We start from the raw sequence: 25,623 nt of genomic DNA, 5'->3' as shown, positions 1-25,623 counted from the left end.
TTGAAGAATAATTAGGAGGATATAAAGATGAAAAACTATACAATTACAGTAAATGGAAATGTTTATGATGTTACCGTAGAAGAGAACGGAGCATCTGCACCTGTAGCTGCACCAAGAAAGGCAGCAGCAGCTCCTGCAGCAAAAGCAGCAGCACCTAAGGCAGCAGCCGGAGCAGGAAGCATTAAGATTGAAGCCGGAGCAGCCGGAAAAGTATTCAAGATTGAGGCTCAGCCTGGAACAGCAGTAAAGAAAGGTGATGCAGTTCTGATTCTTGAAATTATGAAAATGGAGACTCCTGTTGTTGCACCGGAAGACGGAACAGTTGCAAGCATCGAAGTTGCAGTTGGTGACAGCGTAGAAGCAGGAGCATTACTTGCTACAATGAACAACTAGGAGGAAAATTATGTTAAGTTATGTTGGAGACACAATGAGTAACCTCCTGCATCAGACTGCATTCTTTAACCTGACCTGGGGTAACTACCTTATGATTGTAATTGCCTGCGTATTCTTATATCTGGCAATCAAGAAAGGTTATGAACCTCTTCTTCTGGTTCCGATTGCATTTGGTATGCTTCTGGTTAATATTTATCCGGACATTATTGCAAGTCCGGAAGAGACCAGCAATGGTGTCGGTGGTTTACTTTATTATTTCTATACTCTGGATGAGTGGTCAATCTTACCTTCTCTGATTTTCCTTGGAGTTGGTGCGATGACAGACTTTGGCCCTTTGATTGCAAACCCAATCAGCTTCCTTTTAGGAGCAGCAGCACAGTTCGGTATTTTCGGAGCTTACCTGCTTGCAATTCTGATGGGATTCAATGACAAGGGAGCAGCAGCCGTATCTATTATCGGTGGAGCAGATGGTCCGACCTCTATCTTCCTTGCCGGTAAATTAGGACAGGCTGCATTGATGGGACCGATTGCGGTGGCAGCATATTCTTATATGTCTCTGGTTCCGATTATTCAGCCGCCAATTATGAAACTGTTTACAACAAAGAAAGAACGTGCAATCAAGATGGAGAACCTTCGTCCGGTATCCAAACTGGAGAAGATTTTGTTCCCAATCGTAGTTACTACAATTGTATGTCTGATTCTTCCGACAACTGCTCCGTTGGTTGGTATGCTTATGCTTGGTAACCTCTTCCGTGAGTCTGGTGTAGTCAGACAGCTTACAGATACAGCATCCAATGCTTTGATGTATATCGTAGTTATTCTTCTGGGTACTTCCGTTGGTGCATCTACCAGTGCAGAAGCATTCTTAAATTTCAGCACACTTAAGATTGTTGCTCTTGGACTGATTGCATTTATGTTTGGTACTGCAGCCGGAGTCCTCTTTGGAAAACTGCTTTGCTGGATTACCAAAGGAAAAATTAATCCGTTGATTGGTTCTGCCGGAGTTTCCGCCGTGCCTATGGCTGCGCGTGTATCGCAGAAGGTCGGTGCAGAAGAAGACCCGACAAACTTTTTACTTATGCATGCAATGGGACCAAACGTTGCCGGTGTTATCGGTACAGCAGTAGCTGCCGGTGTATTTATGGCAATCTTTGGTATATAGGAGGATAGAAATGTCAGAAGAAATGAAAAAACCTTTAAAAATTACAGAAACTGTTCTTCGTGATGCACATCAGTCTCTGATTGCAACCAGAATGACAACAGAACAGATGCTTCCAATTATCCCGAAAATGGATGAAGTTGGATATTATGCAGTAGAGTGCTGGGGTGGAGCAACATTTGATGCCTGCCTTCGTTTCTTAAAGGAAGATCCATGGGAGAGACTTCGTAAATTAAGAGATGGATTTAAGAAAACTAAACTTCAGATGCTGTTCCGTGGACAGAATATCTTAGGATATCGTCCATATGCAGATGATGTGGTTGAGTATTTCGTACAGAAATCTATTGCAAACGGAATTGATATTATCCGTATTTTTGACTGCTTAAATGATGTTCGTAACCTTCAGACAGCAGTAACAGCATGTAACAAAGAAAAAGGACATGCTCAGGTTGCATTATCCTATACATTAGGAGATGCTTACACCTTGGATTACTGGATGGAAATGGCAAAGAGAGTAGAAGACATGGGTGCTGATTCCTTATGTATTAAGGATATGGCAGGACTTTTAGTTCCTCAGAAAGCAACCGAACTGATTCAGGCTCTGAAATCTTCAACCAGCCTTCCAATCGAACTGCATACACATTATACTTCCGGTGTTGCTTCCATGACATACATGAAAGCAGTAGAAGCTGGATGTGACATTATCGATACCGCAATGTCACCATTTGCACTTGGAACCAGCCAGCCTGCAACCGAAGTTATGGTAGAAGCATTCAAGGGAACACAGTATGATACCGGTCTTGACCAGAACAAACTGGCTGAAATCGCTGATTACTTCCGCCCAATGCGTGAGGAAGCATTAGACAGCGGTCTGATGAATCCAAAGGTACTTGGTGTTAATATCAAGACTTTATTATATCAGGTACCGGGTGGAATGTTATCCAACCTGATTTCCCAGTTAAAAGAGCAGGGACAGGAAGATAAATACGAAGAAGTACTGGCTGAAGTACCTCGTGTTCGTAAAGACCTTGGTGAGCCACCACTTGTTACACCTTCTTCCCAGATTGTTGGTACACAGGCTGTATTTAACGTATTAATGGGAGAACGTTACAAAGTTGCTACCAAAGAGACCAAGGATATTCTTCTTGGAAAATATGGTCAGACTGTAAAACCTTTCAATCCGGAAGTTGTGGATAAGGTTCTTGGTGCTGACAAAGATAAGGCAATTACCTGCCGTCCGGCAGACTTACTTGAGCCTGAATTAGATAAGATTGAAGCTGAAATGAAACAGTACAAACAGCAGGATGAAGATGTATTATCTTATGCATTATTCCCACAGGTTGCTACTGAGTTCTTCAAATATCGTCAGGCACAGCAGACGAAAGTTGATACAACAATTGCAGATACAAAGAACGGAGCATATCCGGTATAGGGTACCTTGCTATCTATAGCAGTAAAGAAGCGGCTACAGACAAATATGTCTGTAGCTGTTTTCCTTTTGATTGGTATAATGGAATATCAGAATTACATAAAAATTCTATGGACAAGAGGACAAAAGATTGCTATGATGAAGTCATGATTTGTCATGGGGTAGACAATTTTAATTGCAAAGCATTTGAAAATATTGTGGCAGTTCTTTCACGGTATTTGGAGAGGAAAAAGGTGAAGGACAATGAAACTGTATGAATTGGGGACAGGGGAGCCGGTGCAGGTGCTGGTGAAAGTGGAGAATGCTTCAGCAGAATATGATAGTACAGTTGCTTTTGGAAAAGAAGGCATTTTATTAATTGAGCCAATACGTTATGATGGAAAAATTATTAATTTTTCCGGAGATAAGGTGCATATCAGTGTAATTTATATGGAAGATGGAATCAAACCGCTGATATGGGAGGGGTGCAGAATGCAGACCGTCCAGGCAGGAAAAGAAAAATATCATGCAATTGTATGCAAGCGTGATGGAATGAAATGGAACCGCAGACAGGCATACCGCCAGTATCTGGGACTGGATGGAACGTTATCCATTGACAGTACCAGAGCAAATCATTCTGTGATTGTGAAAGATATCAGTGCTACCGGAGTGTCATTTGTGGGGGTGCCGGATATGAATTATCTTTCCATGGGACCGTTTCATTTGACGTTTGAAGATAAAGCAAGCAGGCTTAAGGTACAGTTAACCGGTACTGCTGTTCGTCAGGAGCCGGTAGATGAAACGAAAGTGATTGTAGGATGTACGGTAAAGCAGGCAAATCTCGACTTGGGGACTTATGTCGCCTCCAAGCAGAAGCAGGAAATTGCCAGACGACATGGAAACTGACGAAAATCCTGCAAAAAAATGTTAAAACGACATAAAAAATGCAAATTTTTTGTAGAATCGAGAAGAAGGAACTATGAATGGGAATACCAATGATTTGACCAGTCGAATCAACGAATGTTATGGAAGTTTAAGCAAAGGACAGAAAATATTAGCAACCTATATTACGGATAATTATGATAAGGCTGTATTTCTTACGGCAGCAAAAATGGGACAGGTAGTAGGTGTGAGCGAATCGACTGTAGTACGATTTGCTACACATTTAGGCTATAAGGGTTATCCGGAATTTCAGAAGGCTTTAGAGGAGATGGTTCGGAATAAGCTCAACTCCATTCAGCGTATGGAAGTGACTTATGGAAGAATCAGCCAGTCGCATATATTAGAAACGGTATTGCAGTCGGATCAGGAGAAAATTAAGGATACCTTGGAACATATTGATGAGCATGCTTTTGAACTGGCAGTAGATACCATTATCAAAGCAAAACATATTTATATTGTTGGAATACGAAGCTGCGCTCCACTGGCAGCTTTTATGGCGTTTTACTTTAATCTGATGTTTGAAAATGTGACATTGCTTCAGACCAATAATTCCAGTGAATTATTTGAACAGATGGTGCGAATCAGTAAGGATGATGTCATTATCGGAATCAGTTTTCCAAGATATTCCATGCGTACCTTAAAGGCAATGGAATTTGCCAATAACCGGAATGCAAAAGTAATTACATTAACAGATAGTGTGCATTCCCCAATGAATTTATATTCTTCCTGTAATCTGATTGCAAGAAGTGATATGGCATCTATTGTGGATTCTCTGGTGGCACCGCTTAGTGTTATCAACGCACTGATTGTTGCTCTGTGTATGAAGAAGCAGGGTGAGGTTGCCAAGACATTGGAGACCCTGGAGGATATCTGGAATGAATATCAGGTATATGAAAATGATGAAATTAATTATATTGATGATAAAATCAAAATGAGATATGCCAAATTAGGAGATGCAGATGAGTAAGGTACTTGTAATCGGTGGTGGACCAGCGGGCTGTTTTGCAGCAATTGCTGCGGCAGAGCAGGGACATCAGGTCGTATTGTTAGAACGCAATGAGAAAATCGGGAAAAAATTATTCATTACCGGAAAAGGAAGATGCAACCTTACCAATGCATGTGATACGGAAGAACTATTTTCAAACATTCCAAGGAATTCCAAGTTCTTATACAGCGCAATCTATTCTTATGACAATTTCCGGGTCATGGATTTCTTTGAACAGAATGGAACACCGGTAAAGGTGGAACGGGGAAACCGTGTATTTCCGGTATCAGACCATTCATCGGATGTCATTGCAGCCTTAAAACGCTCCCTGGATGCACATAAAGTAAAGATTATGTATCATACAACGGTAGAAAAGCTTATGGTATCGGAGAATTGTGTACATGGAGTAATTACTGCAGAGGGAAAGAAAATGCCGGCAGATGCAGTAGTTATTGCAACAGGCGGCTGTTCTTATGCATCTACCGGTTCTACCGGGGATGGTTATCGTTTCGCAGAAGCCTGCGGACATACCATAAAAACCTGCAGTCCATCCCTTGTGCCTTTTAACGCAGAAGAGGAATATGTCAAAGAATTGCAGGGGCTATCGTTGAAAAATGTAAAGGCGAGCATTTATCAGGGCAAAAAGCTTTTGTATGAAGCTTTTGGAGAAATGTTATTTACCCATTTTGGCGTAAGTGGACCTCTGATGTTAAGCGCCAGCAGCGTGGTAAATGATGCGGTAAGAAAACAGCCGTTGCAATTATACATTGACTGGAAACCCGCACTTTCAGAAGAACAGTTAGATCACAGAATTTTAAGGGACTTTGAAGAGGCAAAGAACCGGCAGGTGATTCATGGAATTGAAAAATTATATCCGTCCAAATTCCTGCCGATTATTTTAAGACTTGCTAAGATTCCAGCAGAAAAGCGTGTCAATGAAGTAACCAAAGAGGAACGGCAGCGCCTGGTGGAACTGACAAAGAAGTTCCCGGTTACACTGACTGGTTTACGGGGCTTTTCGGAAGCCATTATTACAAAGGGCGGTGTTTCTGTAAAAGAAGTAAATCCATCGACCATGGAATCAAAATTAACAAAGCATCTTTATTTTGCCGGAGAGGTATTGGATTTGGATGCATTTACTGGCGGCTTTAATCTGCAGATTGCCTGGTCTACCGGATATCTGGCAGGAAGCAGCATTGGAAATGAATAAAGAGAATAAAAAAACAGAAAAATCGGAGGATGAGAAATGAGCTTTAATATAGCAATCGACGGACCGGCAGGAGCCGGAAAAAGCACTATAGCAAAACAGCTTGCAAAGGAACTTTCTTTTATATATGTAGATACAGGAGCCATGTATCGGAGTATGGCATTGTATTTTATGAGAAATGACATTGCAAAGGAAGATGAGGCAGCAATTTCAGATGCCTGTAAAACCGTGGAAGTATCTATTGCTTATGAGAACGGAGAACAGCAGGTGCTTTTAAACGGTGAGAATGTCAGCAAAGAAATCCGGAAAGAAGAAGTTGGAAAAATGGCATCTGCCACCAGTGTTTATAAGGAAGTCCGCAAAAAACTGGTTGAATTACAGCAGAAGCTTGCAGCAGATAAAGATGTTATCATGGATGGAAGAGATATCGGAACCTGTGTGCTGCCGAATGCCCAGGTAAAGATTTATCTTACTGCAAGTGTTGAAACAAGAGCCGAGAGAAGATATCAGGAATTGCAGGAAAAAGGTGCTGCCTGTGACTTGGAAGTGATTAAAAAAGATATTGCGGACCGTGATTATCAGGATATGCATCGGGAGATTTCACCATTAAAGCAGGCAGAAGATGCCATTCTTGTAGATTCTTCGGATATGGGAATTGAAGAAGTGGTAGAAACCATCAAAAATATTTATAGGGAAAAATGTTAATATGAAAAATGTCAGAGTTGCAAAAAGTGCAGGTTTCTGCTTTGGCGTAAAGCGTGCAGTAGATATGGTTTATGCACAGCTTGAAACAAACGATGAAACAAAGGATGGAATAAAAGACCCGATTTATACTTACGGACCGATTATTCATAATGAAGAAGTGGTAAAGGATTTAGAGGCAAAGGGCGTAACCGTAATCCATGATATTTCAGAAATAGAAGAATCAGAAAAAGGAACCATCGTCATCCGTTCCCATGGTGTAGGCGAAAAAATATATCAGACATTAGAAAATGCCGGTTACCATATCGTGGATGCCACCTGTCCTTTTGTAAAGAAGATACATCGTCATGTACGGGAATATGGAGATGCCGGTTATCATGTTGTAATTATCGGAAATGCCAGCCATCCGGAGGTAGAAGGAATCCGTGGATGGGGAAATGAAGAGGAAATTACGGTAATTGGAACGAGGGAAGCAGCAGAAAATTTCCGGGTTTCAGCAGGAAAAAAGGTTTGTATCGTATCACAAACGACATTTAACTACAATAAATTTCAAGAATTAGTTGAAATTATAAATAAAAAAGGTTATGATATAATTGTTTTAAATACAATCTGTAATGCAACGGAAGAGCGGCAGACCCAGTCGAGGGCTTTGGCAAAAGAAGTTGAAGCGATGATTGTGGTTGGTGGGAAGAGCAGTTCCAACACACAGAAGTTATTTGAAATATGTAAAAACGAATGTGCAAATACTTACTATATACAAACCATAGATGATTTGGATCCGGCAGTACTTCGGACCATTGATAACGTAGGTATTACCGCAGGGGCATCTACCCCAAATAAAATTATTGAGGAGGTTCAAAATAATGTCAGAAATGAGTTTTGAACAAATGTTGGAAGAATCTTTTAAAACAATAAGAAATGGAGAGGTAGTCGAAGGCGTCGTTATCGGTGTTAAGCCAGATGAGATCATCCTTAATATTGGATATAAGTCAGACGGAATTATTACACGTAATGAATATACGAACGAAGCAAATGTAGACCTGACCACCGTTGTATCCGTAGGTGACACTATGGAAGCCAAAGTTTTAAAGGTAAATGATGGAGAAGGACAGGTACTTCTTACTTACAAACGTCTTGCTGCTGAAAAAGGAAGCAAGCGTTTAGAGGAAGCATTCAACAATCAGGAAGTGCTTACCGCAAAGGTTACACAGGTATTATCCGGTGGATTAAGTGTTGTAGTTGATGAAGCAAGAGTATTTATTCCTGCAAGCCTTGTATCAGATACTTACGAGAAAGATTTATCTAAGTATGAAGGACAGGAAATTTCATTTGTAATCACTGAGTTCAACCCAAGAAAGAGAAGAATTATTGGTGACAGAAAACAGCTTTTAGTAGCAGAGAAAGCTGAAAAACAGAAAGAACTCATGGAGAGAATCCATGTTGGTGATGTTGTAGAAGGTACAGTAAAGAACGTAACAGACTTTGGCGCATTCATCGACCTTGGTGGAGCAGACGGACTGTTACATATTTCTGAAATGTCCTGGGGACGTGTTGAAAGTCCTAAGAAAGTATTCAAAGTTGGCGATACTGTAAAAGTATTCATCAAAGATATCAATGAGAGTAAGATTGCACTGAGCATGAAATTTGAGGATGAGAATCCTTGGAATAATGCTGCAGAGAAATATGCAGTAGGTAATGTGGTAACAGGTGTTGTAGCAAGAATGACAGACTTTGGTGCATTCGTAGAATTAGCTCCTGGTGTAGATGCATTACTTCATGTATCCCAGATTTCTAGAGAGCATGTTGAGAAACCTTCTGATGTATTAAAAGTAGGTCAGGAAGTAGAAGCTAAAGTAGTTGACTTTAATGAAGAAGACAAGAAAATCAGCTTAAGCATGAAAGCACTTCTGCCAGAAGAGGAAACTGATACAGAAGAAGTTCCTACAGAAGAATAATAAGGTAGGAGGTAGCATATATGTTTGAAGGCTATGAAAAGTTTAAAAAAGATATATATGCAATGACCACGATTGACTTAAATGCTTACAAAGAGAAACAGATGCGTCGTAGGATTGACAGCCTTTTGGTAAAGAATAAGGCTCAGTCCTATGATGAGTATGTACATCTGCTTCATACAGATAAAGAGAAGTTTGACCAGTTTATTAATTTCCTGACTATTAATGTTTCAGAATTTTACCGGAACCCGGAACAGTGGAAGTTTTTGGACGAAGAGGTTTTCCCGGCACTTATAAAACAGTTTGGCAGCAATTTAAAAATCTGGAGTGCAGCGTGTTCTACCGGAGATGAGCCATACTCTCTTGTAATGGCTTTATCAAAGCATGTTCCGCTGAACCAGATACATATAATTGCTACTGATATTGATAAACAGGTACTTGAGAAAGCAAGAGTTGGACTTTATAACGAAAAGAGCATTGAATCTGTACCGGATGATTTGAAGCGTAAGTATTTTACACAGGTAGGAAAATCCTATAAGATTTCCGATGAAATCAAAAAGCATGTAGAATTTCGGGAACATAATCTTTTGCGGGATTCATATCCATCAGGTTGTCATTTGATTGTCTGCAGAAATGTAGTAATTTATTTTACAGAAGAAGCAAAAGACGAGATTTATCGCAAGTTCTATGATTCTTTGGCAAAAGATGGAATGTTATTTATCGGAAGTACAGAGCAGATTATGAATTATCGTGAGTTGAATTTAAAAAGACATCAGTCATTTTTCTTTCAGAAATAATAATGACATAGTAAAGACCTCATTCTCAAAATTGGGAAAGAGGTCTTTTTTTACAGGAAATTGCTTTCCTGTAAAGTAAAAAACGCTCCGCGAGGATGTGCATCCGTAAAGAGCTGACAGCACTGGGCGACAGACTGCCAGTGACAGCTTCTGCCGGTACAGGAAGAGTATCACTTGATTTTTTTTGCTTTTATAGCGTCTAACAAGTGATTTACATAACTTTTGATAAGCTCCGGAGATGAAAGAAATTTTTCCGTAAGTTCAAAGTAAGATATTTTTTCCTTATAGTCGTGTTTAAAAGAAGGAGAAATAAGCTCTTCGTACTGTGGAAGAAAGCTTCCTTCATGCCGGGTATAGCAGGTGGCAGCGGTAGCCTGTCTGCGGTGTTCTTTATCGACATATGATGCTACACTTTTGTGCATTGCAGTATCTTCAGCCGGAAGATAATAATAATCCTTATAATTTGGAAAGAAATATTTCAGGGCATCCTCTTCTAAACGGACGGAGAGGGTGCATTTTTTGCCCTTTGCATAGAAATAAACAGAACCCATGCGGCAGGAAATATGCCTTGGAAATGGAAATTCCGGCTCAATAGAAAGAATCAGTTCTTTCTTTTCCTGCTGCTTATAATCTGTATATTCAGAAACAGAAGCACTGCAGGATAAATACTGTCCGTAAAACAGATGGACATAGGATAAGACGGGAAGTAATGCAGGCATATCCAGAACATCTTCGTAGTTGTGGAGCAGAAGAATTTCCAATTTATCCGGACGTGGTTCCTTGGTATACGAATGATAGATCTCAATCAATTCACCGCCGGAATATAAGTCATCCCTGCCAATACCAAGAAAAGCTTCGATGGTCTTCTGCTTGTAATTTGGCAGCTGGAGAATATGCTTTATCTGGGAAATGGATTTGAAAATATCCACATAAGTAAAATCAGCAAAGTGCTCGTTACATCCATAAGTATTGCATTTTGCTTTCAGATACGGAATATCAAAGCCGATTCCATTGAAAGTGATAATTGTATCAAAACCGTCTAATAGCAAAAGAAACTGCTCAAGTACTTCTTTTTCTTCTTCCGGTGTTTCGGCAAAAAACTGTTTGATATAAAGCATCTGTTCTATGTGATAGGCACATCCAATCAGATAAAGACTGGTATGAGCCGGGGAAAATCCGGTAGTTTCGATATCGAAAAAGACAGAGGAAGCAGTGAATATTTCCTCATCTAAATTCGAAGCCGGACTATATGGAATTTCATGTACAATTGTTTTCATATCTGTCCTCCTGTTATTTTTTTATTATACACGATGTATGGGAAAAAAGTAATCATTCCTTGTTTAAAATCGACAAAAATATTGAGAAAAAATCTTTTTAGTGTGTCAAAAAAAACTAATTTGTGTTATAATACATTTTATGTTAAATGCATTGCATATGCAGTACAATACTATCATAGAAAGAGGGGCACATAAGATGGGTTTAATGACATTTAAAGGTGGCGTCCATCCTTTCGAAGGAAAGGATTTATCAAAAGATAAGCCAATACGTGAATTATTACCCAAAGGTGAACTGGTATATCCATTATCGCAGCATATTGGAGCACCGGCAACACCAATCGTAGCGGTAGGAGATACCGTTTTGAAGGGGCAGAAGATAGCAGAAGCAGGCGGCTTTGTATCTGCACCAATCCATGCGTCCGTATCCGGAACTGTTAAGAAAATTGAGCCAAGAAGAGTTCCAACAGGTGATATGGTGAACTCCATTGTAATTGAAAGCGATGGTGAATTTAATGAGGTAGAGTATCAGGCAGTAGAAGATGTCAGTGCTCTTTCCAAAGAAGAAATTATTAACCGTATAAAAGAAGCGGGAGTTGTTGGTATGGGTGGAGCAGGATTCCCAACCCACGTAAAATTATCTCCGAAGGAACCGGAAAAAATCGACTATATTATTGCCAACTGTGCAGAGTGTGAACCATATCTGACATCTGATTACCGCATCATGTTAGACCACACGGAAGAACTGGTAGAAGGCATGCGTATTATTCTCAGTATGTTTGAACATGCCAAGGGTGTATTTGCAGTCGAGAATAATAAACCGGATTGTATCGCAAAATTATTAGAATTAACGAAAGATGAGCCTCGTATGGAGGTCGCACCTCTTATGACAAAATACCCACAGGGTGGTGAACGTCAGCTTATTTATGCAGTAACCAAACGTGCAATTAATTCCAAGATGCTTCCGGCAGATGCAGGATGTATCGTAGATAATGTTGCAACCATGGTTGCCGTATACCATGCAGTAAAAGAAGGAAAACCTGTTACAAGCAGAATCTTTACAGTTACCGGTGATGCAGTAGAAGAGCCGGGTAACTTTGAGTTCTTAATCGGAACCAGTTTCCAGGAACTTTTAGATGCTGCCGGTGGATTTAAAGAGCAGCCGGAGAAAATTATTTCCGGTGGACCAATGATGGGCTTTTCCATGTTCGGATTAGATGTGCCGACAACCAAGACTACTTCAGCACTCCTTTGTATGACCAAAGATGAAGTGGCAGAAGCAGATGCAGATGCAACAGCATGCATCAATTGTGGTCGTTGCGTAGAAGCATGTCCGGAACAGATTGTTCCATCCAGATTATCTAAATTCTCAGAGCATGGAGATATGGCAGAATTTGAAAAATGGCATGGTCTTGAGTGCGTGGAATGTGGAAGCTGCAGTTTTATCTGCCCGGCAAAACGTCCGTTAGCACAGCTTATTAAGACAATGAAAAAACAGGTTCTTGCTGAAAAGAAAAAAAATAAATAACAAAGAAAGAGGTGGACTATTGTGAGTGAGTTATATCATGTATCATCATCACCACATGTACGAGCCAAAGATACAACAAGCAGAATCATGCTTTATGTAATTATAGCTCTGCTTCCAACAAGTATATTTGGTATTGTTAATTTTGGATATAAAGCAGCAGTATTGATTTTGGTATCTGTTGCAAGCTGTATTGCATCAGAGTGGATTTTCAATCTGATTGTACATAAGAAGAATACCGTCAGTGATTTAAGTGCGGTAGTTACCGGACTGTTACTTGCATTAAACCTGCCGGCATCCCTTCCATGGTGGGAAGCTGTAATCGGCAGTGTATTTGCAATCGTTATTGTTAAAATGATGTTTGGCGGACTGGGACAGAACTTTATGAACCCGGCACTGGGTGCAAGATGCTTTTTACTGATAGCATTTGCCGCAGACATGACAAACTTTACTGTAGATGGATATTCAGGAGCAACTCCACTGGCTCTGATCAGAGAACAGGGCGTTGGAGCTGTTAATACCATGAATATGTTAATTGGTAAGACAGCCGGAACCATCGGAGAGACATCCGCTATTGCTATCTTAATTGGAGCAATGTTCTTAATCCTGATGGGTGTCATTACACTTCGGATTCCGGGAACCTATATCATTACATTTGTAGTATTTATCAGCTTGTTCGGCGGACATGGCTTTGACATCGACTATATCGTTGCTGAGCTTTGTGGTGGTGGATTAATGCTTGGTGCATTCTTTATGGCAACCGACTATGTAACATCACCGATCACACCGAAGGGACAGATTTTATATGGAATTCTTTTAGGTATTCTTACCGGATTATTCCGTATCTTTGGAGCAAACGCAGAAGGTGTATCCTTTGCAATTATTTTAAGCAACCTTCTGGTTCCTATGATTGAAAGGATTACAATTCCAAAGGCCTTTGGACAGGTAAAGGAGGCAAAGCAGCATGAATAAGAAGATTGTACATGACGCGTTGATTTTAACCGTATTTACCGTAGTAATCGGATTTATTCTCGGACTGGTATATGAGATTACCAAGGATCCGATTGCAAAGGCAGAAGAGGCAACTGCACAGGCTGCATACAAAGCAGTGTTTGAAGATGCAGATTCTTTTTCCACCTATGATTTTGATGCAGAAGCCGCAGCCAGCCTGTTAGAGCAGAATGGTTACAGTGATGAAATCAATGGTGTGCAGGAAGCATTAGATAAAGATGGCAATGTATTAGGCTATGTGATTACTGTAACAGCTAAAGACGGAAGCCAGGGTAATATCACATTTTCTGTTGGCATAAAGAATGATGGAACCGTAAACGGCTATTCCGTTACCAGTATGTCAGAGACACCTGGACTTGGAGACAAGGCAAAGACAGAAGACTTCTCCAAACAGTATAAGAATAAGAATGTAGACAGCTTTACCGTTGTGAAACAGGCACCATCTGCTGATAACGAGATTGAAGCAATTTCCGGTGCAACCATTACATCAAAAGCAATGACCAATGGTGTAAATGCCTGCATTACATACTTCCAGAATGAATTGGAAGGAGGCGCTGAATAATGAATAAGTATTTAGAACGCGTATATAACGGATTGATTAAAGAAAATCCTACCTTTGTACTGATGCTTGGTATGTGTCCGACACTGGCAGTAACAACATCAGCAATGAATGCACTGGGAATGGGATTATCTACAACAGTGGTATTGATTTTCTCTAACCTGTTGATTTCCTTATTCCGTAAAGCAATTCCAAATGGTGTCAGAATGCCGGCATACATTGTTATCGTAGCATCTTTGGTAACCATTGTAGAATTTATTATGAAGGCTTATACACCGGCACTGGCTAAACAGCTTGGTGTATATATCCCTCTTATTGTTGTTAACTGTATTATCCTTGGACGAGCAGAAAGCTATGCATCTAAAAATCCACCTGTATTGTCTATCTTAGACGGTGTTGGTATGGGACTTGGATTTACCTTCGGATTAACCTGTATTGGCATTGTCCGTGAGATTTTAGGTGCAGGACAGTTGTTTGGATTCCAGATTCTTTCACTGAAATGGTATACACCAATCAATATCTTTGTTATGGCACCGGGTGCATTCTTGGTACTGGCATTCTTAGTTGCTTTAATGAGTATTGTTCGTCAGAAGATGGAAGCAAAAGGCAAACCACTGGCAGAGCCTGCCGGCTGTATCAGTGGAGACTGTGCCGGATGCAGCATGTCTGCAACCTGCAGCGAAAAAGAGAAGAAAGCTGCAGATGCAGAGGAAAAAAGTGAATAGGAGGAATATGACAGATGCAGACATTATTATTGATTGCAATTGGTTCAGCCATTGTAAATAACGTAGTATTAAGCCAGTTCCTTGGTATCTGTCCTTTCTTGGGTGTATCAAAGAAAACAGAGACCGCTGCTGGAATGGGTGGAGCCGTTATCTTTGTCATAACGATATCCTCCTTTGTTACCTCATTGATTTATAAGTTTATACTGATTCCGACGGGAACACAGTATTTACAGACGATTGTATTTATCCTTGTAATCGCAGCGCTGGTACAGTTTGTAGAAATGTTCTTAAAGAAATCCATGCCTGCTCTTTATAAGAGCCTTGGAGTGTATCTTCCTTTGATTACAACCAACTGTGCAGTATTAGGTGTAGCACTTACCAACGTAACCAAAGAGTATGGTATCTTAGAGGGCGTTGTAAACGGTTTTGCAACCGCATTTGGATTCTTTATTGCTATTACAATTATGGCAGGAATTCGTGAAAAAATTGAATATAATGATATCCCTAAGCCATTTAAAGGAACAGCAATTGTGTTAATTACAGCATGTCTGATGTCCATTGCATTTATGGGCTTCTCAGGAATGATTTAGGAGGAAAGAAAAGATGAGTGTACAGGCAATTATTATTGCAGCCGTTATTGTAGGCGGCGTAGGACTTTTTATTGGATTTTTCCTCGGCGTTTCCGGAGAAAAGTTCAAAGTAGAAGTAGATGAAAGGGAAGAAGCAATTGTTGGTGTTCTTCCTGGAAATAACTGTGGTGGTTGTGGTTATGCCGGATGTTCCGGTCTTGCAGCTGCTATTGTAAAAGGTGATGCCCCGGTCAATGGATGTCCTGTTGGTGGTGCGCCGGTTGCAGCAAAAGTCGGTGAAATCATGGGAGTTGCTGCAGAAGAAGGCGCAAAGCAGGTTGCCTTTGTAAAATGTGCAGGAACCTGTGAAAAAGCCGGTCATGATTATGAATATACCGGAGTAGAAGATTGTGCTGCTATGGCATTTATTCCGGGCGGCGGAGCAAAGAGCTGTAGCTATGGCTGCCTTGGCTTTGGAAACTGTGTAAAGGCATGTCCGTTTGATGCAATCCATGTTGTAGATGGTATTGCAAAGGTGGATAAGGAAGTATGTAAGGCATGTGGAAAATGTGTTGCAGCCTGTCCGAAGCACTTGATTGAGCTGGTACCATATGAAGCAAAGCATCTGGTACAGTGCAGTTCCAAGGATAAAGGCAAAGACGTTATGAAAGCCTGCTCCGTAGGTTGTATTGGCTGTCATCTCTGTGAGAAGAACTGTCCAAATGATGCAGTTCATGTCGTAGATAATGTGGCTTATATCGACCAGGAGAAATGTACCGGATGTGGCATTTGTGCCGAGAAATGTCCGAAGAAGATTATTTTATAATCGTTTCTGTGATAGAAAGAACGGGATTGTCATTGATTTGGCAGTCCCGTTTTGCGTAGTTGATGTTATATGAGGATTGGATATGAGAAAATTTAGAGAAAAGTATATTGGAAATAAAGATTTTTATAAAATGGTTCTGCTGGTAGCTATTCCAATTATGATACAGAATGCCATCACTAACTTTGTGAGTCTTTTGGACAATATCATGGTAGGACTGGTTGGAACGGAGCAGATGTCCGGTGTCGCAATCATCAATCAGTTGATGCTGGTTTACAATATCTGTATTTTTGGAGCAGTATCCGGTGCAGGCATTTTTGGGGCACAGTTTTATGGAAAAGGGGACCATAAAGGAGTGCGGGATGCCTTCCGTTTTAAAATTGTAGCCTGTGGTTTCTTAGCAGTCATATGGATGCTGATATTGGGCTTTGCAAATGAACCGTTAATTCGGCTGTTTTTGCATGAAGGAGGAAGCACGGGAGATATTGAAGCTACATTATTGTATGCAAAACAGTATTTACAGACGGTAATGCCATCCATGGTTCCTTTTGCATTGATTCAGGCATATGCCCAGACATTACGTGAAACAGGAGAAACGGTTCTTCCGATGAAAGCTGGAATTGCTTCTGTAGCAGTAAATCTGATGTTTGACTATGTATTAATATTTGGTGCATTTGGACTGCCTGCATTAGGAGTAAGAGGTGCAGCGGCAGCAACCGTATTGGCAAGAGTTGTGGAATGCATTATTGTTGTCTTGTGGACCCATGCGAGAGCAGATAAGAATCATTTTATTGTAGGAGCTTACCGTGATTTTAAAATACCGGGAACACTGGTACGACAGATTATCATAAAAGGAACACCATTGCTTTTAAATGAAACTTTATGGGCTGGAGGAATGGCAGTCCTGATGCAGTGTTATTCCACAAGAGGTCTTGCTGTTGTAGCTGGATTTAATATATCAAATACAGTAGCCAATCTTTTTAATGTTGTATTTATTGCGTTGGGAAGTGCGATATCCATCATTGTAGGACAGCAGCTTGGTGCTGGTAAATTGGAAGAGGCGGTGGATACGGACCGCAAGATGATTGTATTTTCTGTATTTTGTTGTTTTGTTATAGGAGCCTGCATGTTTGCGATTGCTCCGTTCTTTCCAAGAATATACAATACGACAGAAGAAGTGCGTGGACTAGCAAAACAATTTATCCGGATTGCATCAGCCTGCATGCCGTTATATGGATTTATGCATGCAACCTATTTCACACTGCGTTCCGGTGGCAGGACAGTCATTACCTTTCTTTTTGACAGTGTCTATATCTGGGTGGTAGATATTCCACTGGCATTTGTGTTAACCAGATTTACAGGAGTTCCGATTGTATCTATTTATTTATCCTGTCAGTTGATAGAGATTATAAAATGCATCATCGGATATGTTATGGTAAAGAAGAAAATCTGGGTCAACAATATGGTTATGGAGCAGCAATAGGATTATGTTTACATTTCGTGAAATGGAATATTGCTGCCGATGCCGGATGTGGTATGAAGTTCGTAATTGTCGGTGATAAAAATGGCTTCCGTGTCATCCAAGGATTCTATCAGCTTCATGCCGTCCTCTAATCCTAAAGCAAAACAGGTGGTGGAAAGTCCGTCACCATCTACGGATTTCGGACAGATAATGGTGACACCCAGCAGGTTATTGTCATAAGGATAACCGGTTTTCGGATTTAAAATGTGGTGATAGAAGTTATCACCCACATAGAAATAACGTTCATAAACACCGGAACTTACTACCGTTTCATCAGAGACTTCAACACTGGCAATGGCAGTGCCGTCATCGGAAAATGGTTTCTGGATACCGATATTATAGTTGCTTCCATCTGGTTTATCACCCAGCGTAAGGACATTGCCTCCAAGGTTAATCATGCCGGAGGTAATGTCTTTTTCATTTAAATAATCTTTCATTTTATCAGCAATATAACCTTTGGCGATGCCTCCCAAGTCAATCATGGCATCCGGATTGGAAAGACTAACTTCGTTTCCATCAATAACAATCGCATGATAGTCGATGGTGGAAAGTGTGGCTTCAATATCAGATTCAGATGGAACCGTACCGCTGTTATTTGGAAAGTCCCAGAGTGAAGACAATTTACCAATGGTGATATCGAACTGTCCCAGGCTTAAATCACCATAATAAATACCTTTTTGTAATAATTCAATCGTATCATCATCCACAGTAACCGGTGTGCCACCAGCATTGTTTATTTTACTGATATCGCTGTCTGCGATGGTATTGCTGAAAAGGTTCTCATAATGGGAAGCAAGCTTGAAGCAGTCATCAATATAAGAAGCATTTTCTTCTCCATATAGTGTAATAGTAATGACTGTATTAAAATAAAAATCAGATTTGGAAACGGGTTCTTTGCTGCGTCCGCATCCCACGAAGGAGAAGGAGCAGAAGAAGAGAAAGAAAGCAAGTAAACTGCAGGTTAATTTATAAGAAAATATCGTCTTTTTTGTTTTCATCATGTATACTCCGGTTCTTTTAAAATCATATAGCACAAGCATAGCACAAGGAAGATAAAATTTACAGATGATTTTTTTCGAAAGGTATGATAAAGTATAAAATGTATGCATATGAATAAAAAATTATAACCGGCATTCAGATAGTGAATATGCCGTAGATGATTAAGAGGCGGAAAAATGGATACACAGTTGCGTGAAACATTAAAGAATAAGAAGCGTGTAATTGTAAAAATCGGTTCTTCATCTCTTTTACATGAAGAGACCGGAAAATTAAATCTTTTAAAACTGGAACGTTTGGTAAGAGAATTATGTGATATTAAGAATCAGGGCATGGATGTATGCCTGGTCAGCTCCGGGGCTATTGCAGTAGGAAGACAGTCCATGGGATTCAAAGAAAGACCGGAGAAAATAGCTGTAAAACAGGCATGTGCGGCAGTGGGACAGGCGAGACTTATGATGACTTATCAAAAGCTTTTTTCAGAGTACCACCAGAATGTGGGACAGGTTCTTATGACAAAAAAAACTATGGTTGATAACGTGTCGAGAAAAAATGCCCAGAATACTTTTGAAGAATTGTTTGAAATGGGAATTATACCAATTGTAAATGAAAATGATACCGTATCTACTTATGAGATGCAGTTTGGTGATAACGATTCCCTGTCGGCTATTGTAGCCTCATTGGTAGGAGCAGATTTGTTGATTCTTTTATCTGATATTGACGGGTTGTATACGGATGATCCGAGAAAGAATCCAAAAGCAGAATTGATACCGGTAGTAGAAAAAATTGATAATCGGATTGAAAACATGGCAGGAGATACAGTAGGTAGTGATGTTGGTACCGGTGGAATGACCACCAAATTAACGGCAGCAAGGATTGCAACCTTATCCGGAGCAGATATGATTATTGCCAATGCAAAGGATGTGGGAGTTCTGCATCAGATTTTCGAAGGAAAACAGGTGGGAACCTTTTTCAAAGCCAATAAAAATGATGATTTCTATATTGCAGATTATGTAGAAGAAAGCATGGAGTAAAAAGATGATTGAAAATATAATAGCAAGAATCAATGAATTATATCATAAATCCCAGAAAGAAGGACTGACACCGGAAGAAAAGGAAGAACAGGCAGCACTTCGCAAGGAATACATAGCAAGTGTAAAGCGGAATCTGAAGGGACAGTTAGATAATATTGATATGGTAAATGCAGATGGAACGGTAACCAATCTGGGAGAAAAATATGGAAACAAAGGCAAGCATCAGAACTAAGTATAAGACACTGCGAAATGCAATGCCGGAGAATATTGTAAGAGAAGAATCCCAAAGGATTTGTCAGAATATCAGTACCTGGGAAATCTTTCAGAAAGCACAAAATTGTTTCTTTTATTATCCCCTTGGGAAAGAAGCTTCTTTATTGCCGCTTTTTAAAGAAAGCATTCAAAAAAGAGCAGCTTTCCCCCGGGTGCGTGGAGAAGAAATGGACTTTTGTGAAGTCAATAGTACAGATGATTTTCAGGAAGGGTATTTTCATGTGATGGAGCCAAAGGATGAGATACCGGCGATAGATTTAGTAGAACTTGAGCAGGAGAAAACAATTGTATTCACACCGGGACTGGTCTTTGATATTAACGGTGGAAGAAGCGGATATGGTAAGGGCTTTTATGATCGTTTTTTTCAGAAATATAAGAAAGTAATCCGGGTTGGAATTGCATTATCCTGTCAGCTTGCAGAACAGGTACCTATGGAGGCTTATGATATTCCGATGGATTATCTTGTAACACCGGAGAAGATTTATAAAGTGACGGATAACAGAGACGAAAATAAGTAGCAGGAGGGAATTATGGAATTACAGGAATTAGGTAAGAGAGCAAAAGCAGCAGAAATTATCATGCGTAATTTGGGCATGAAAGAAAAAGAAAAGATTTTGCTTGAAGTTGCAGAACATTTAGTAGAAGACACCGATGCTATTTTAGCAGCAAACCAGAAGGATATGGATGCCGGAAGAGAAGCCGGAATGCATCAGGGACTTTTAGACCGTCTGATGTTAAATAAAGAGCGCATTGCACAGATGGCAGAGGGAATCCGCCAGGTAGCAGAATTAGAAGACCCGGTAGGAGAGGTCCTTTCCATGAAACAGCGCCCGAATGGACTTATGATTGGAAAGAAACGTGTACCATTAGGTGTCATCGGAATTATCTATGAATCACGTCCAAATGTAACAGCAGATGCCTTCGCTTTGTGCTTTAAAACTGGAAATACCGTGATTTTAAAAGGTGGAAGTGATGCCATTCATTCCAATATGGCAATCGTAAAGAGCATCAATGAAACCTTAAGTGCTAACCAGCTGCCGGAGGGAGTGCTTGCTTTAATTGAAGATACCAGCCGGGAGACAGCTACTGCATTTATGAAAATGAATGAATATGTGGATGTACTGATTCCAAGAGGCGGCTCAGGACTGATTCGTGCAGTAGTAGCCAATGCTACGATTCCGGTGATAGAGACCGGTACCGGTAACTGCCACATTTATGTGGATGAAACCGCAGACCTTGATATGGCAGTGAATATCATTAATAATGCAAAAACACAGCGTATCGGAGTATGTAATGCCTGTGAATCCTTAGTGCTGCATGAGAGCATCGTAGATGAACTGATGCCACGCCTTTCTGCAAAATTATCCGAAAGCCATGTAGAAATCCGTGGGGATGAGCGGGTTCAGAAAGCTGCAAAAGATGCAGTGGCTGCAACAGAAAAAGACTGGGGCACCGAATATTTGGATTATATTATTTCTGCAAAGACAGTTTCAGATATTGATGAAGCCATTACACATATCAATAAATATAATACCGGACATTCGGAAGCAATCATTACCAATAATTATGAGCATGCACAGAAGTTCTTAAATGAGATTGATGCTGCTGCTGTTTATGTAAATGCATCCACACGTTTTACTGACGGATTTGAGTTTGGCTTTGGGGCAGAAATCGGAATCAGTACCCAGAAGCTGCATGCCAGAGGACCAATGGGCTTAGAAGCACTGACGACCACCAAATATATCATTTATGGGGATGGCCAGATCAGAGAATAATAAGAAAAATATTAAGAAAACAGGAAAAGAAATGAGAGAAATAGAAAAGATAAATCACACCGGTGAAGTTCCGGTAATGGAACCGCAGAGACAATTTTATTTTATGGACCTTGCAAAGCAGTATGTGACGCAGATTTCCAGGAAGAAAGGCAGACCGCTTACCTTTCATGTGACAACTTTTGGGTGCCAGATGAATGCCAGAGATTCCGAAAAGTTATGCGGAATTTTAGAGACCGTAGGTTTTGAAGAGACCGATTCCGAGGAAGCAGATTTTGTCATTTATAATACCTGTACCGTACGTGAAAATGCCAATAATAAGGTTTACGGACGTCTGGGATATTTAAGCGGTTTTAAGAAAAAGAATAAAGATATGATGATTGCATTATGCGGCTGTATGATGCAGGAACCGGAGGTTGTGGAAAAATTAAAACAGAGCTATCGTTTTGTAGACCTGGTTTTCGGAACCCATAATATCTTTAAATTTGCAGAACTTCTGGTACGCTGCTTTGAAGAGCAGAAAATGGTGATTGACATCTGGGATGATACGAAAGAAATTGTAGAAGAACTTCCGGTAGAACGGAAATACAGCTTTAAGTCCGGTGTTAATATTATGTTTGGCTGCAATAATTTCTGCAGTTACTGTATTGTGCCATATGTAAGAGGAAGAGAACGCAGCAGAAAACCGCAGGATATCATAAGAGAAATTGAAAAATTGGTAGCAGATGGTGTAGTAGAGGTTATGCTCTTAGGACAGAATGTCAATTCCTATGGAAAGAACTTAGATACACCAGTGACCTTTGCACAGCTCTTACAGGAAGTAGAAAAGATTGAAGGTCTGGAAAGAATCCGGTTCATGACATCCCATCCAAAGGATTTATCCGATGAACTGATTGAAGTAATGAAGAATTCTAAAAAAATCTGCAGACATCTTCATCTGCCGCTTCAGTCCGGCAGCAGCAGAGTGTTAAAAGAAATGAACCGTCACTATGACAAGGAGCATTATCTTGCACTGGTTGAAAAAATCAAAAAAGCAATGCCGGATCTGGCAATTACAACCGACATTATTGTAGGATTCCCGGGAGAAACCGAAGAAGATTTCTTAGAGACCATGGATGTGGTAAGACAGGTAGAGTATGACAGCGCGTTTACGTTTATTTATTCAAAACGTACCGGAACGCCTGCTGCCAAAATGGAAAATCAGATTCCGGAAGATGTGATAAAAGACCGTTTTGACCGGCTGTTAAAACTGGTACAGGAGATTTCCGCAAAGAAAGCCGGAGCATTAACCGGAAGCGTGCAGGATGTATTAGTTGAAGAATTAGATGAACAGCAGGAAGGTCTTGTGACCGGAAGATTATCCAATAACTCAGTGGTACATCTGCCGGGCGGTGCATCCATGATTGGAAACATCGTACCGGTACATTTAAAAGAATGCAAAGGCTTTTATTATATGGGAGAGGTTGCAGAGTAAATGAACCGTCGTTTTGGAAAAAATGATATTCTGTTGCTGGGAATTCTTGCGGTAGTTATTCTGGTGTTTTATGTGGGAATGACCTCTGCATTACGAAGCGGTGACAGTATTATCATTACGGTAAATGGCAGTGAATATGGCAGATATTCCCTGTCAGAAAATAAAGAGATTCCAATTAAAATAGATGGAAAAGTTACCAATATCGTAACGATTGAAAATGGGACTGCCTATATGCTTGAGGCGGACTGCCCGGATCAGTTGTGTATGCATCAGAACGCAATTTCCAAAGATAAAGAATCCATTATCTGTCTGCCAAACCGGGTTGTAGTAACCGTAGAAAGTGAGCAGAAAAATACATTGGATGATGTGGCAGGGTAGGTGAAAGCATGAAGAAAAGTGTAGCATATCTTGGCGTGTTTTTGGCACTGGCCATGATATTAAGTTATGTGGAAGCAATATTGCCCTTTGCCATTGGAATACCGGGAGTAAAGCTTGGACTTGCCAACCTTGTTACGGTGCTGATGCTGTATCTGATTGGCTGGAGAGAGGCTCTTTGTGTATCGGTGCTTCGTATTGTGCTTACCGGAATTTTATTTGGAAATTTGGTCAGCATCTGTTATGGACTTGCCGGCGGATTATTAAGCTTTGTACTTATGTTTATTCTGATTCGGATGAACTGTTTTCATGTAGTTACGGTCAGTATCTGTGGCGGAATCATACATAATATGGGACAGCTTATCGTAGCAGGATTTCTGGTAAGCTCATACTATGTCATTTACTATATGCCGGTTTTATTGATTGCAGGCTTTGTGACGGGTGCCCTGATTGGAATTGTGGCAAAGGAAGTAGGAGGAAGATTATGTATTCATATATCAAAGGCGAATTATCCGAAATAGTGGCAGAGAATCATATTGTCGTTGAAAATGGCGGAATCGGCTATAATATTTATATTCCGGGACAGGTATTATCTCTGCTACCGGGAGTTGGCGAAGAAGTAAAAATCTATACTTATCTTTGTGTCAGAGAGGATGCATTTATTTTATATGGTTTTCTTACCAGAGATGATTTGAATGTATTTAAATTGCTGATTGGTGTATCCGGAATCGGACCAAAGGGTGCACTGGCAATTCTTTCTGTCATGTCAACGGATGATTTGCGTTTTGCAGTATTATCTGATGATGCAAAAGCAATTGCAAAAGCTCCGGGAGTTGGAAATAAGACGGCACAGCGGTTGATTATAGAATTAAAAGACAAGCTTAGTTTAGAGGATGCCTTTGAACAGAAATTAAGCCATACACAGGAAGCTGTTTCTGGTAACGGCTTAAAAGGAATCCGCAATGAAGCAGTAGAGGCACTGGTTTCACTGGGTTATTCTTCCACAGAGGCTTTGAAGGTTCTTCGTGATATTGAAATTACGGAAGACAGTTCGGTAGAAGATATTTTAAAACTGGCATTGAAGCAGATGGCATTCTTATAAGAGGAGCAGAAAATGGAAAAACGTGTAATTTCAACGCAGATGCAGGATGAAGATATCAAAATCGAAAAAACACTGCGTCCGATGACCTTGGATGAATATATTGGTCAGGAGAAAGCAAAAGCAAATCTTAAAGTGTATATAGAGGCTGCAAAACAGCGTGGAGAGTCCTTAGACCATGTATTGTTTTATGGTCCTCCGGGACTTGGTAAGACTACTCTTGCCGGCATTATTGCCAATGAAATGGGCGTACATATGAAAGTCACTTCCGGTCCGGCAATTGGAAAGCCGGGAGAAATGGCAGCTATTTTGAGTAATCTTGCAGAAGGTGACATTTTATTTGTAGATGAGATTCATCGTTTGAACCGGCAGGTAGAGGAAGTATTATATCCTGCCATGGAGGATTATGTCATTGACATTATGGTGGGAAAAGGCGCAACTGCCCGTTCAATCCGCCTTGATTTACCGCATTTTACGCTGGTTGGTGCCACTACCAGAGCCGGACTTTTATCGGCACCCTTAAGAGACCGTTTTGGAGTGGTACATCATCTGGAATTTTATAATGTGGAGGAACTTAAGACAATTATTGTCCATTCTGCAAAAAAGTTAGAGGTAAAGATTGATGAGGAAGGTGCAATCGAATTGGCACGCCGTTCCAGAGGAACGCCGCGTCTTGCCAACCGCCTTTTAAAGAGGGTGCGTGATTTTGCACAGGTGCAGTACAATGGTGAAATTACCAAAGAAGTAGCATCCTTTGCACTGGATTTACTGGAAGTAGACAAGATGGGATTAGACCAGAATGACAGGAACATTTTGCTTACGATTATTGAAAAATTCCAGGGTGGCCCGGTAGGGCTGGATACCCTTGCGGCAGCGATTGGGGAAGATGCCGGAACCATAGAGGATGTTTATGAACCATATCTTGTAAAGAATGGATTTATCAACCGGACACCAAAGGGAAGGGTCGCAACAGAATTTGCATATCATCACTTTGGAATAGAGGGCTAAGAAAATAGTTGTTTTTCGACAGATTTATAGCTATAATAT

28 protein-coding genes are annotated in these 25,623 nt (G+C 40.5%); 26 read left to right on the top strand and 2 right to left on the bottom strand.

The window, feature by feature from the left end:
* Positions 1-27 precede the first annotated feature (27 nt).
* The 10 genes from DWY37_RS02195 (at position 28) to DWY37_RS02150 (ending at position 9,545) form a co-directional block, all read left to right on the top strand.
* Complete coding sequence (locus DWY37_RS02195) at positions 28-393, top strand: biotin/lipoyl-containing protein (protein WP_022243728.1); 366 nt, start codon at positions 28-30, stop codon at positions 391-393.
* A gap of 10 nt (positions 394-403) precedes the next feature.
* A complete protein-coding gene (locus DWY37_RS02190) occupies positions 404-1,555 on the top strand; it encodes a sodium ion-translocating decarboxylase subunit beta (RefSeq protein ID WP_117697187.1) in 1,152 nt (383 codons plus the stop codon).
* A gap of 10 nt (positions 1,556-1,565) precedes the next feature.
* On the top strand, positions 1,566-2,984 hold the full coding sequence (locus DWY37_RS02185; protein ID WP_022243730.1) for an oxaloacetate decarboxylase subunit alpha: 1,419 nt from the start codon (positions 1,566-1,568) through the stop codon (positions 2,982-2,984).
* Between the two features lie 240 nt (positions 2,985-3,224).
* Positions 3,225-3,866, top strand: a complete 642-nt coding sequence (locus tag DWY37_RS02180; RefSeq protein WP_117697189.1) for a PilZ domain-containing protein — start codon at positions 3,225-3,227, stop codon at positions 3,864-3,866.
* Positions 3,867-3,939: 73 nt separating this feature from the next.
* Positions 3,940-4,869 (top strand): MurR/RpiR family transcriptional regulator, encoded by a 930-nt coding sequence (locus DWY37_RS02175; RefSeq protein WP_022243732.1) that lies wholly within the window; start codon positions 3,940-3,942, stop codon positions 4,867-4,869.
* A complete protein-coding gene (locus tag DWY37_RS02170; protein ID WP_117697191.1) occupies positions 4,862-6,097 on the top strand; it encodes an NAD(P)/FAD-dependent oxidoreductase in 1,236 nt (411 codons plus the stop codon). The genes DWY37_RS02175 and DWY37_RS02170 overlap by 8 nt, the downstream gene beginning before the upstream one ends.
* Positions 6,098-6,133: 36 nt before the next feature.
* The gene (gene cmk / locus DWY37_RS02165) at positions 6,134-6,799 is read left to right on the top strand and encodes a (d)CMP kinase (protein WP_117697193.1); all 666 of its coding nucleotides are present in this window, start codon (positions 6,134-6,136) and stop codon (positions 6,797-6,799) included.
* A 1-nt stretch (position 6,800) separates the two neighbouring features.
* Positions 6,801-7,679 carry a 4-hydroxy-3-methylbut-2-enyl diphosphate reductase gene (ispH, locus tag DWY37_RS02160; RefSeq protein WP_022243735.1) on the top strand — a complete coding sequence of 293 codons (879 nt, stop codon included), beginning with the start codon at positions 6,801-6,803 and terminating at the stop codon, positions 7,677-7,679.
* Entirely contained in the window at positions 7,660-8,751 is a 1,092-nt protein-coding gene (gene rpsA, locus DWY37_RS02155) for a 30S ribosomal protein S1 (RefSeq protein ID WP_117697195.1), read from the top strand. Before ispH ends, rpsA begins: the two co-directional genes overlap by 20 nt.
* A 20-nt stretch (positions 8,752-8,771) precedes the next feature.
* Positions 8,772-9,545: a CheR family methyltransferase gene (locus DWY37_RS02150; protein ID WP_117697197.1), complete on the top strand. Its 774-nt coding sequence runs from the start codon at positions 8,772-8,774 to the stop codon at positions 9,543-9,545.
* A 170-nt stretch (positions 9,546-9,715) separates the two neighbouring features.
* On the opposite strand, the gene DWY37_RS02145 is transcribed toward DWY37_RS02150, so the two are convergent.
* The gene (locus DWY37_RS02145) at positions 9,716-10,822 is read right to left on the bottom strand and encodes a ribonuclease H-like domain-containing protein (RefSeq protein WP_117697199.1); all 1,107 of its coding nucleotides are present in this window, start codon (positions 10,820-10,822) and stop codon (positions 9,716-9,718) included.
* A gap of 196 nt (positions 10,823-11,018) precedes the next feature.
* On the opposite strand from DWY37_RS02145, the gene rsxC reads away from it, so the two are divergent.
* The 7 genes from rsxC (at position 11,019) to DWY37_RS02110 (ending at position 17,514) form a co-directional block, all read left to right on the top strand.
* Complete coding sequence (rsxC, locus tag DWY37_RS02140) at positions 11,019-12,347, top strand: electron transport complex subunit RsxC (RefSeq protein ID WP_117698417.1); 1,329 nt, start codon at positions 11,019-11,021, stop codon at positions 12,345-12,347.
* Positions 12,348-12,368: 21 nt separating this feature from the next.
* A complete protein-coding gene (locus tag DWY37_RS02135; RefSeq protein ID WP_022243740.1) occupies positions 12,369-13,316 on the top strand; it encodes an RnfABCDGE type electron transport complex subunit D in 948 nt (315 codons plus the stop codon).
* On the top strand, positions 13,309-13,917 hold the full coding sequence (locus tag DWY37_RS02130) for an RnfABCDGE type electron transport complex subunit G (RefSeq protein WP_117841015.1): 609 nt from the start codon (positions 13,309-13,311) through the stop codon (positions 13,915-13,917). Before DWY37_RS02135 ends, DWY37_RS02130 begins: the two co-directional genes overlap by 8 nt.
* A complete protein-coding gene (gene rsxE / locus DWY37_RS02125) occupies positions 13,917-14,639 on the top strand; it encodes an electron transport complex subunit RsxE (protein WP_022243742.1) in 723 nt (240 codons plus the stop codon). Before DWY37_RS02130 ends, rsxE begins: the two co-directional genes overlap by 1 nt.
* A gap of 14 nt (positions 14,640-14,653) precedes the next feature.
* Positions 14,654-15,229, top strand: coding sequence for an electron transport complex subunit RsxA (gene rsxA / locus DWY37_RS02120; protein ID WP_022243743.1), 576 nt, complete (start codon positions 14,654-14,656; stop codon positions 15,227-15,229).
* Between the two features lie 13 nt (positions 15,230-15,242).
* Positions 15,243-16,034 (top strand): RnfABCDGE type electron transport complex subunit B, encoded by a 792-nt coding sequence (locus tag DWY37_RS02115; protein WP_117698415.1) that lies wholly within the window; start codon positions 15,243-15,245, stop codon positions 16,032-16,034.
* Positions 16,035-16,116: 82 nt separating this feature from the next.
* Positions 16,117-17,514 carry an MATE family efflux transporter gene (locus DWY37_RS02110; RefSeq protein WP_117698414.1) on the top strand — a complete coding sequence of 466 codons (1,398 nt, stop codon included), beginning with the start codon at positions 16,117-16,119 and terminating at the stop codon, positions 17,512-17,514.
* Positions 17,515-17,522: 8 nt separating this feature from the next.
* On the opposite strand, the gene DWY37_RS02105 is transcribed toward DWY37_RS02110, so the two are convergent.
* On the bottom strand, positions 17,523-18,551 hold the full coding sequence (locus DWY37_RS02105; protein ID WP_118544381.1) for an FAD:protein FMN transferase: 1,029 nt from the start codon (positions 18,549-18,551) through the stop codon (positions 17,523-17,525).
* A 177-nt stretch (positions 18,552-18,728) separates the two neighbouring features.
* On the opposite strand from DWY37_RS02105, the gene proB reads away from it, so the two are divergent.
* Genes proB through ruvB form a run of 9 tightly spaced genes read left to right on the top strand, consistent with a single transcriptional unit; the run spans position 18,729 to position 25,584 of the window.
* Positions 18,729-19,583, top strand: a complete 855-nt coding sequence (proB, locus tag DWY37_RS02100) for a glutamate 5-kinase (RefSeq protein ID WP_117698413.1) — start codon at positions 18,729-18,731, stop codon at positions 19,581-19,583.
* A 4-nt stretch (positions 19,584-19,587) separates the two neighbouring features.
* A complete protein-coding gene (locus DWY37_RS02095) occupies positions 19,588-19,815 on the top strand; it encodes a DUF896 domain-containing protein (RefSeq protein WP_022243748.1) in 228 nt (75 codons plus the stop codon).
* Positions 19,787-20,374, top strand: coding sequence for a 5-formyltetrahydrofolate cyclo-ligase (locus DWY37_RS02090; RefSeq protein ID WP_117698412.1), 588 nt, complete (start codon positions 19,787-19,789; stop codon positions 20,372-20,374). The genes DWY37_RS02095 and DWY37_RS02090 overlap by 29 nt, the downstream gene beginning before the upstream one ends.
* A 12-nt stretch (positions 20,375-20,386) precedes the next feature.
* A complete protein-coding gene (locus DWY37_RS02085) occupies positions 20,387-21,631 on the top strand; it encodes a glutamate-5-semialdehyde dehydrogenase (protein WP_117698411.1) in 1,245 nt (414 codons plus the stop codon).
* 31 nt (positions 21,632-21,662) lie between these two features.
* On the top strand, positions 21,663-23,102 hold the full coding sequence (gene miaB, locus DWY37_RS02080) for a tRNA (N6-isopentenyl adenosine(37)-C2)-methylthiotransferase MiaB (protein ID WP_117698422.1): 1,440 nt from the start codon (positions 21,663-21,665) through the stop codon (positions 23,100-23,102).
* A complete protein-coding gene (locus DWY37_RS02075) occupies positions 23,103-23,480 on the top strand; it encodes a NusG domain II-containing protein (RefSeq protein ID WP_117841020.1) in 378 nt (125 codons plus the stop codon).
* An 8-nt stretch (positions 23,481-23,488) separates the two neighbouring features.
* Positions 23,489-23,998 carry a Gx transporter family protein gene (locus DWY37_RS02070; protein ID WP_117698410.1) on the top strand — a complete coding sequence of 170 codons (510 nt, stop codon included), beginning with the start codon at positions 23,489-23,491 and terminating at the stop codon, positions 23,996-23,998.
* A complete protein-coding gene (gene ruvA, locus DWY37_RS02065; protein ID WP_117841022.1) occupies positions 23,962-24,579 on the top strand; it encodes a Holliday junction branch migration protein RuvA in 618 nt (205 codons plus the stop codon). The genes DWY37_RS02070 and ruvA overlap by 37 nt, the downstream gene beginning before the upstream one ends.
* Before the next feature lie 12 nt (positions 24,580-24,591).
* Positions 24,592-25,584, top strand: a complete 993-nt coding sequence (gene ruvB, locus DWY37_RS02060; RefSeq protein ID WP_022243755.1) for a Holliday junction branch migration DNA helicase RuvB — start codon at positions 24,592-24,594, stop codon at positions 25,582-25,584.
* Positions 25,585-25,623: the final 39 nt, after the last annotated feature.

The sequence above is a fragment of the Roseburia sp. AF25-13LB genome (genome assembly GCF_003478915.1).
Taxonomy (GTDB): domain Bacteria; phylum Bacillota; class Clostridia; order Lachnospirales; family Lachnospiraceae; genus Roseburia_C; species Roseburia_C amylophila.
This window is presented reverse-complemented; position numbering and strand designations above follow the sequence as displayed.

What these genes read in the sequence shown, in the direction of transcription:
- DWY37_RS02195 (WP_022243728.1), top strand. Translation starts at nt 28, where the DNA reads ATGAAAAACTATACAATTACAGTAAATGGAAATGTTTATGATGTTACC.
- DWY37_RS02190 (WP_117697187.1), top strand. Translation starts at nt 404, where the DNA reads ATGTTAAGTTATGTTGGAGACACAATGAGTAACCTCCTGCATCAGACT.
- DWY37_RS02185 (WP_022243730.1), top strand. Translation starts at nt 1,566, where the DNA reads ATGTCAGAAGAAATGAAAAAACCTTTAAAAATTACAGAAACTGTTCTT.
- DWY37_RS02180 (WP_117697189.1), top strand. Translation starts at nt 3,225, where the DNA reads ATGAAACTGTATGAATTGGGGACAGGGGAGCCGGTGCAGGTGCTGGTG.
- DWY37_RS02175 (WP_022243732.1), top strand. Translation starts at nt 3,940, where the DNA reads ATGAATGGGAATACCAATGATTTGACCAGTCGAATCAACGAATGTTAT.
- DWY37_RS02170 (WP_117697191.1), top strand. Translation starts at nt 4,862, where the DNA reads ATGAGTAAGGTACTTGTAATCGGTGGTGGACCAGCGGGCTGTTTTGCA.
- cmk (WP_117697193.1), top strand. Translation starts at nt 6,134, where the DNA reads ATGAGCTTTAATATAGCAATCGACGGACCGGCAGGAGCCGGAAAAAGC.
- ispH (WP_022243735.1), top strand. Translation starts at nt 6,801, where the DNA reads ATGAAAAATGTCAGAGTTGCAAAAAGTGCAGGTTTCTGCTTTGGCGTA.
- rpsA (WP_117697195.1), top strand. Translation starts at nt 7,660, where the DNA reads ATGTCAGAAATGAGTTTTGAACAAATGTTGGAAGAATCTTTTAAAACA.
- DWY37_RS02150 (WP_117697197.1), top strand. Translation starts at nt 8,772, where the DNA reads ATGTTTGAAGGCTATGAAAAGTTTAAAAAAGATATATATGCAATGACC.
- DWY37_RS02145 (WP_117697199.1), bottom strand. Translation starts at nt 10,822, where the DNA reads ATGAAAACAATTGTACATGAAATTCCATATAGTCCGGCTTCGAATTTA.
- rsxC (WP_117698417.1), top strand. Translation starts at nt 11,019, where the DNA reads ATGGGTTTAATGACATTTAAAGGTGGCGTCCATCCTTTCGAAGGAAAG.
- DWY37_RS02130 (WP_117841015.1), top strand. Translation starts at nt 13,309, where the DNA reads ATGAATAAGAAGATTGTACATGACGCGTTGATTTTAACCGTATTTACC.
- rsxE (WP_022243742.1), top strand. Translation starts at nt 13,917, where the DNA reads ATGAATAAGTATTTAGAACGCGTATATAACGGATTGATTAAAGAAAAT.
- rsxA (WP_022243743.1), top strand. Translation starts at nt 14,654, where the DNA reads ATGCAGACATTATTATTGATTGCAATTGGTTCAGCCATTGTAAATAAC.
- DWY37_RS02115 (WP_117698415.1), top strand. Translation starts at nt 15,243, where the DNA reads ATGAGTGTACAGGCAATTATTATTGCAGCCGTTATTGTAGGCGGCGTA.
- DWY37_RS02110 (WP_117698414.1), top strand. Translation starts at nt 16,117, where the DNA reads ATGAGAAAATTTAGAGAAAAGTATATTGGAAATAAAGATTTTTATAAA.
- DWY37_RS02105 (WP_118544381.1), bottom strand. Translation starts at nt 18,551, where the DNA reads ATGAAAACAAAAAAGACGATATTTTCTTATAAATTAACCTGCAGTTTA.
- proB (WP_117698413.1), top strand. Translation starts at nt 18,729, where the DNA reads ATGGATACACAGTTGCGTGAAACATTAAAGAATAAGAAGCGTGTAATT.
- DWY37_RS02095 (WP_022243748.1), top strand. Translation starts at nt 19,588, where the DNA reads ATGATTGAAAATATAATAGCAAGAATCAATGAATTATATCATAAATCC.
- DWY37_RS02090 (WP_117698412.1), top strand. Translation starts at nt 19,787, where the DNA reads ATGGAAACAAAGGCAAGCATCAGAACTAAGTATAAGACACTGCGAAAT.
- DWY37_RS02085 (WP_117698411.1), top strand. Translation starts at nt 20,387, where the DNA reads ATGGAATTACAGGAATTAGGTAAGAGAGCAAAAGCAGCAGAAATTATC.
- miaB (WP_117698422.1), top strand. Translation starts at nt 21,663, where the DNA reads ATGAGAGAAATAGAAAAGATAAATCACACCGGTGAAGTTCCGGTAATG.
- DWY37_RS02075 (WP_117841020.1), top strand. Translation starts at nt 23,103, where the DNA reads ATGAACCGTCGTTTTGGAAAAAATGATATTCTGTTGCTGGGAATTCTT.
- DWY37_RS02070 (WP_117698410.1), top strand. Translation starts at nt 23,489, where the DNA reads ATGAAGAAAAGTGTAGCATATCTTGGCGTGTTTTTGGCACTGGCCATG.
- ruvA (WP_117841022.1), top strand. Translation starts at nt 23,962, where the DNA reads ATGTATTCATATATCAAAGGCGAATTATCCGAAATAGTGGCAGAGAAT.
- ruvB (WP_022243755.1), top strand. Translation starts at nt 24,592, where the DNA reads ATGGAAAAACGTGTAATTTCAACGCAGATGCAGGATGAAGATATCAAA.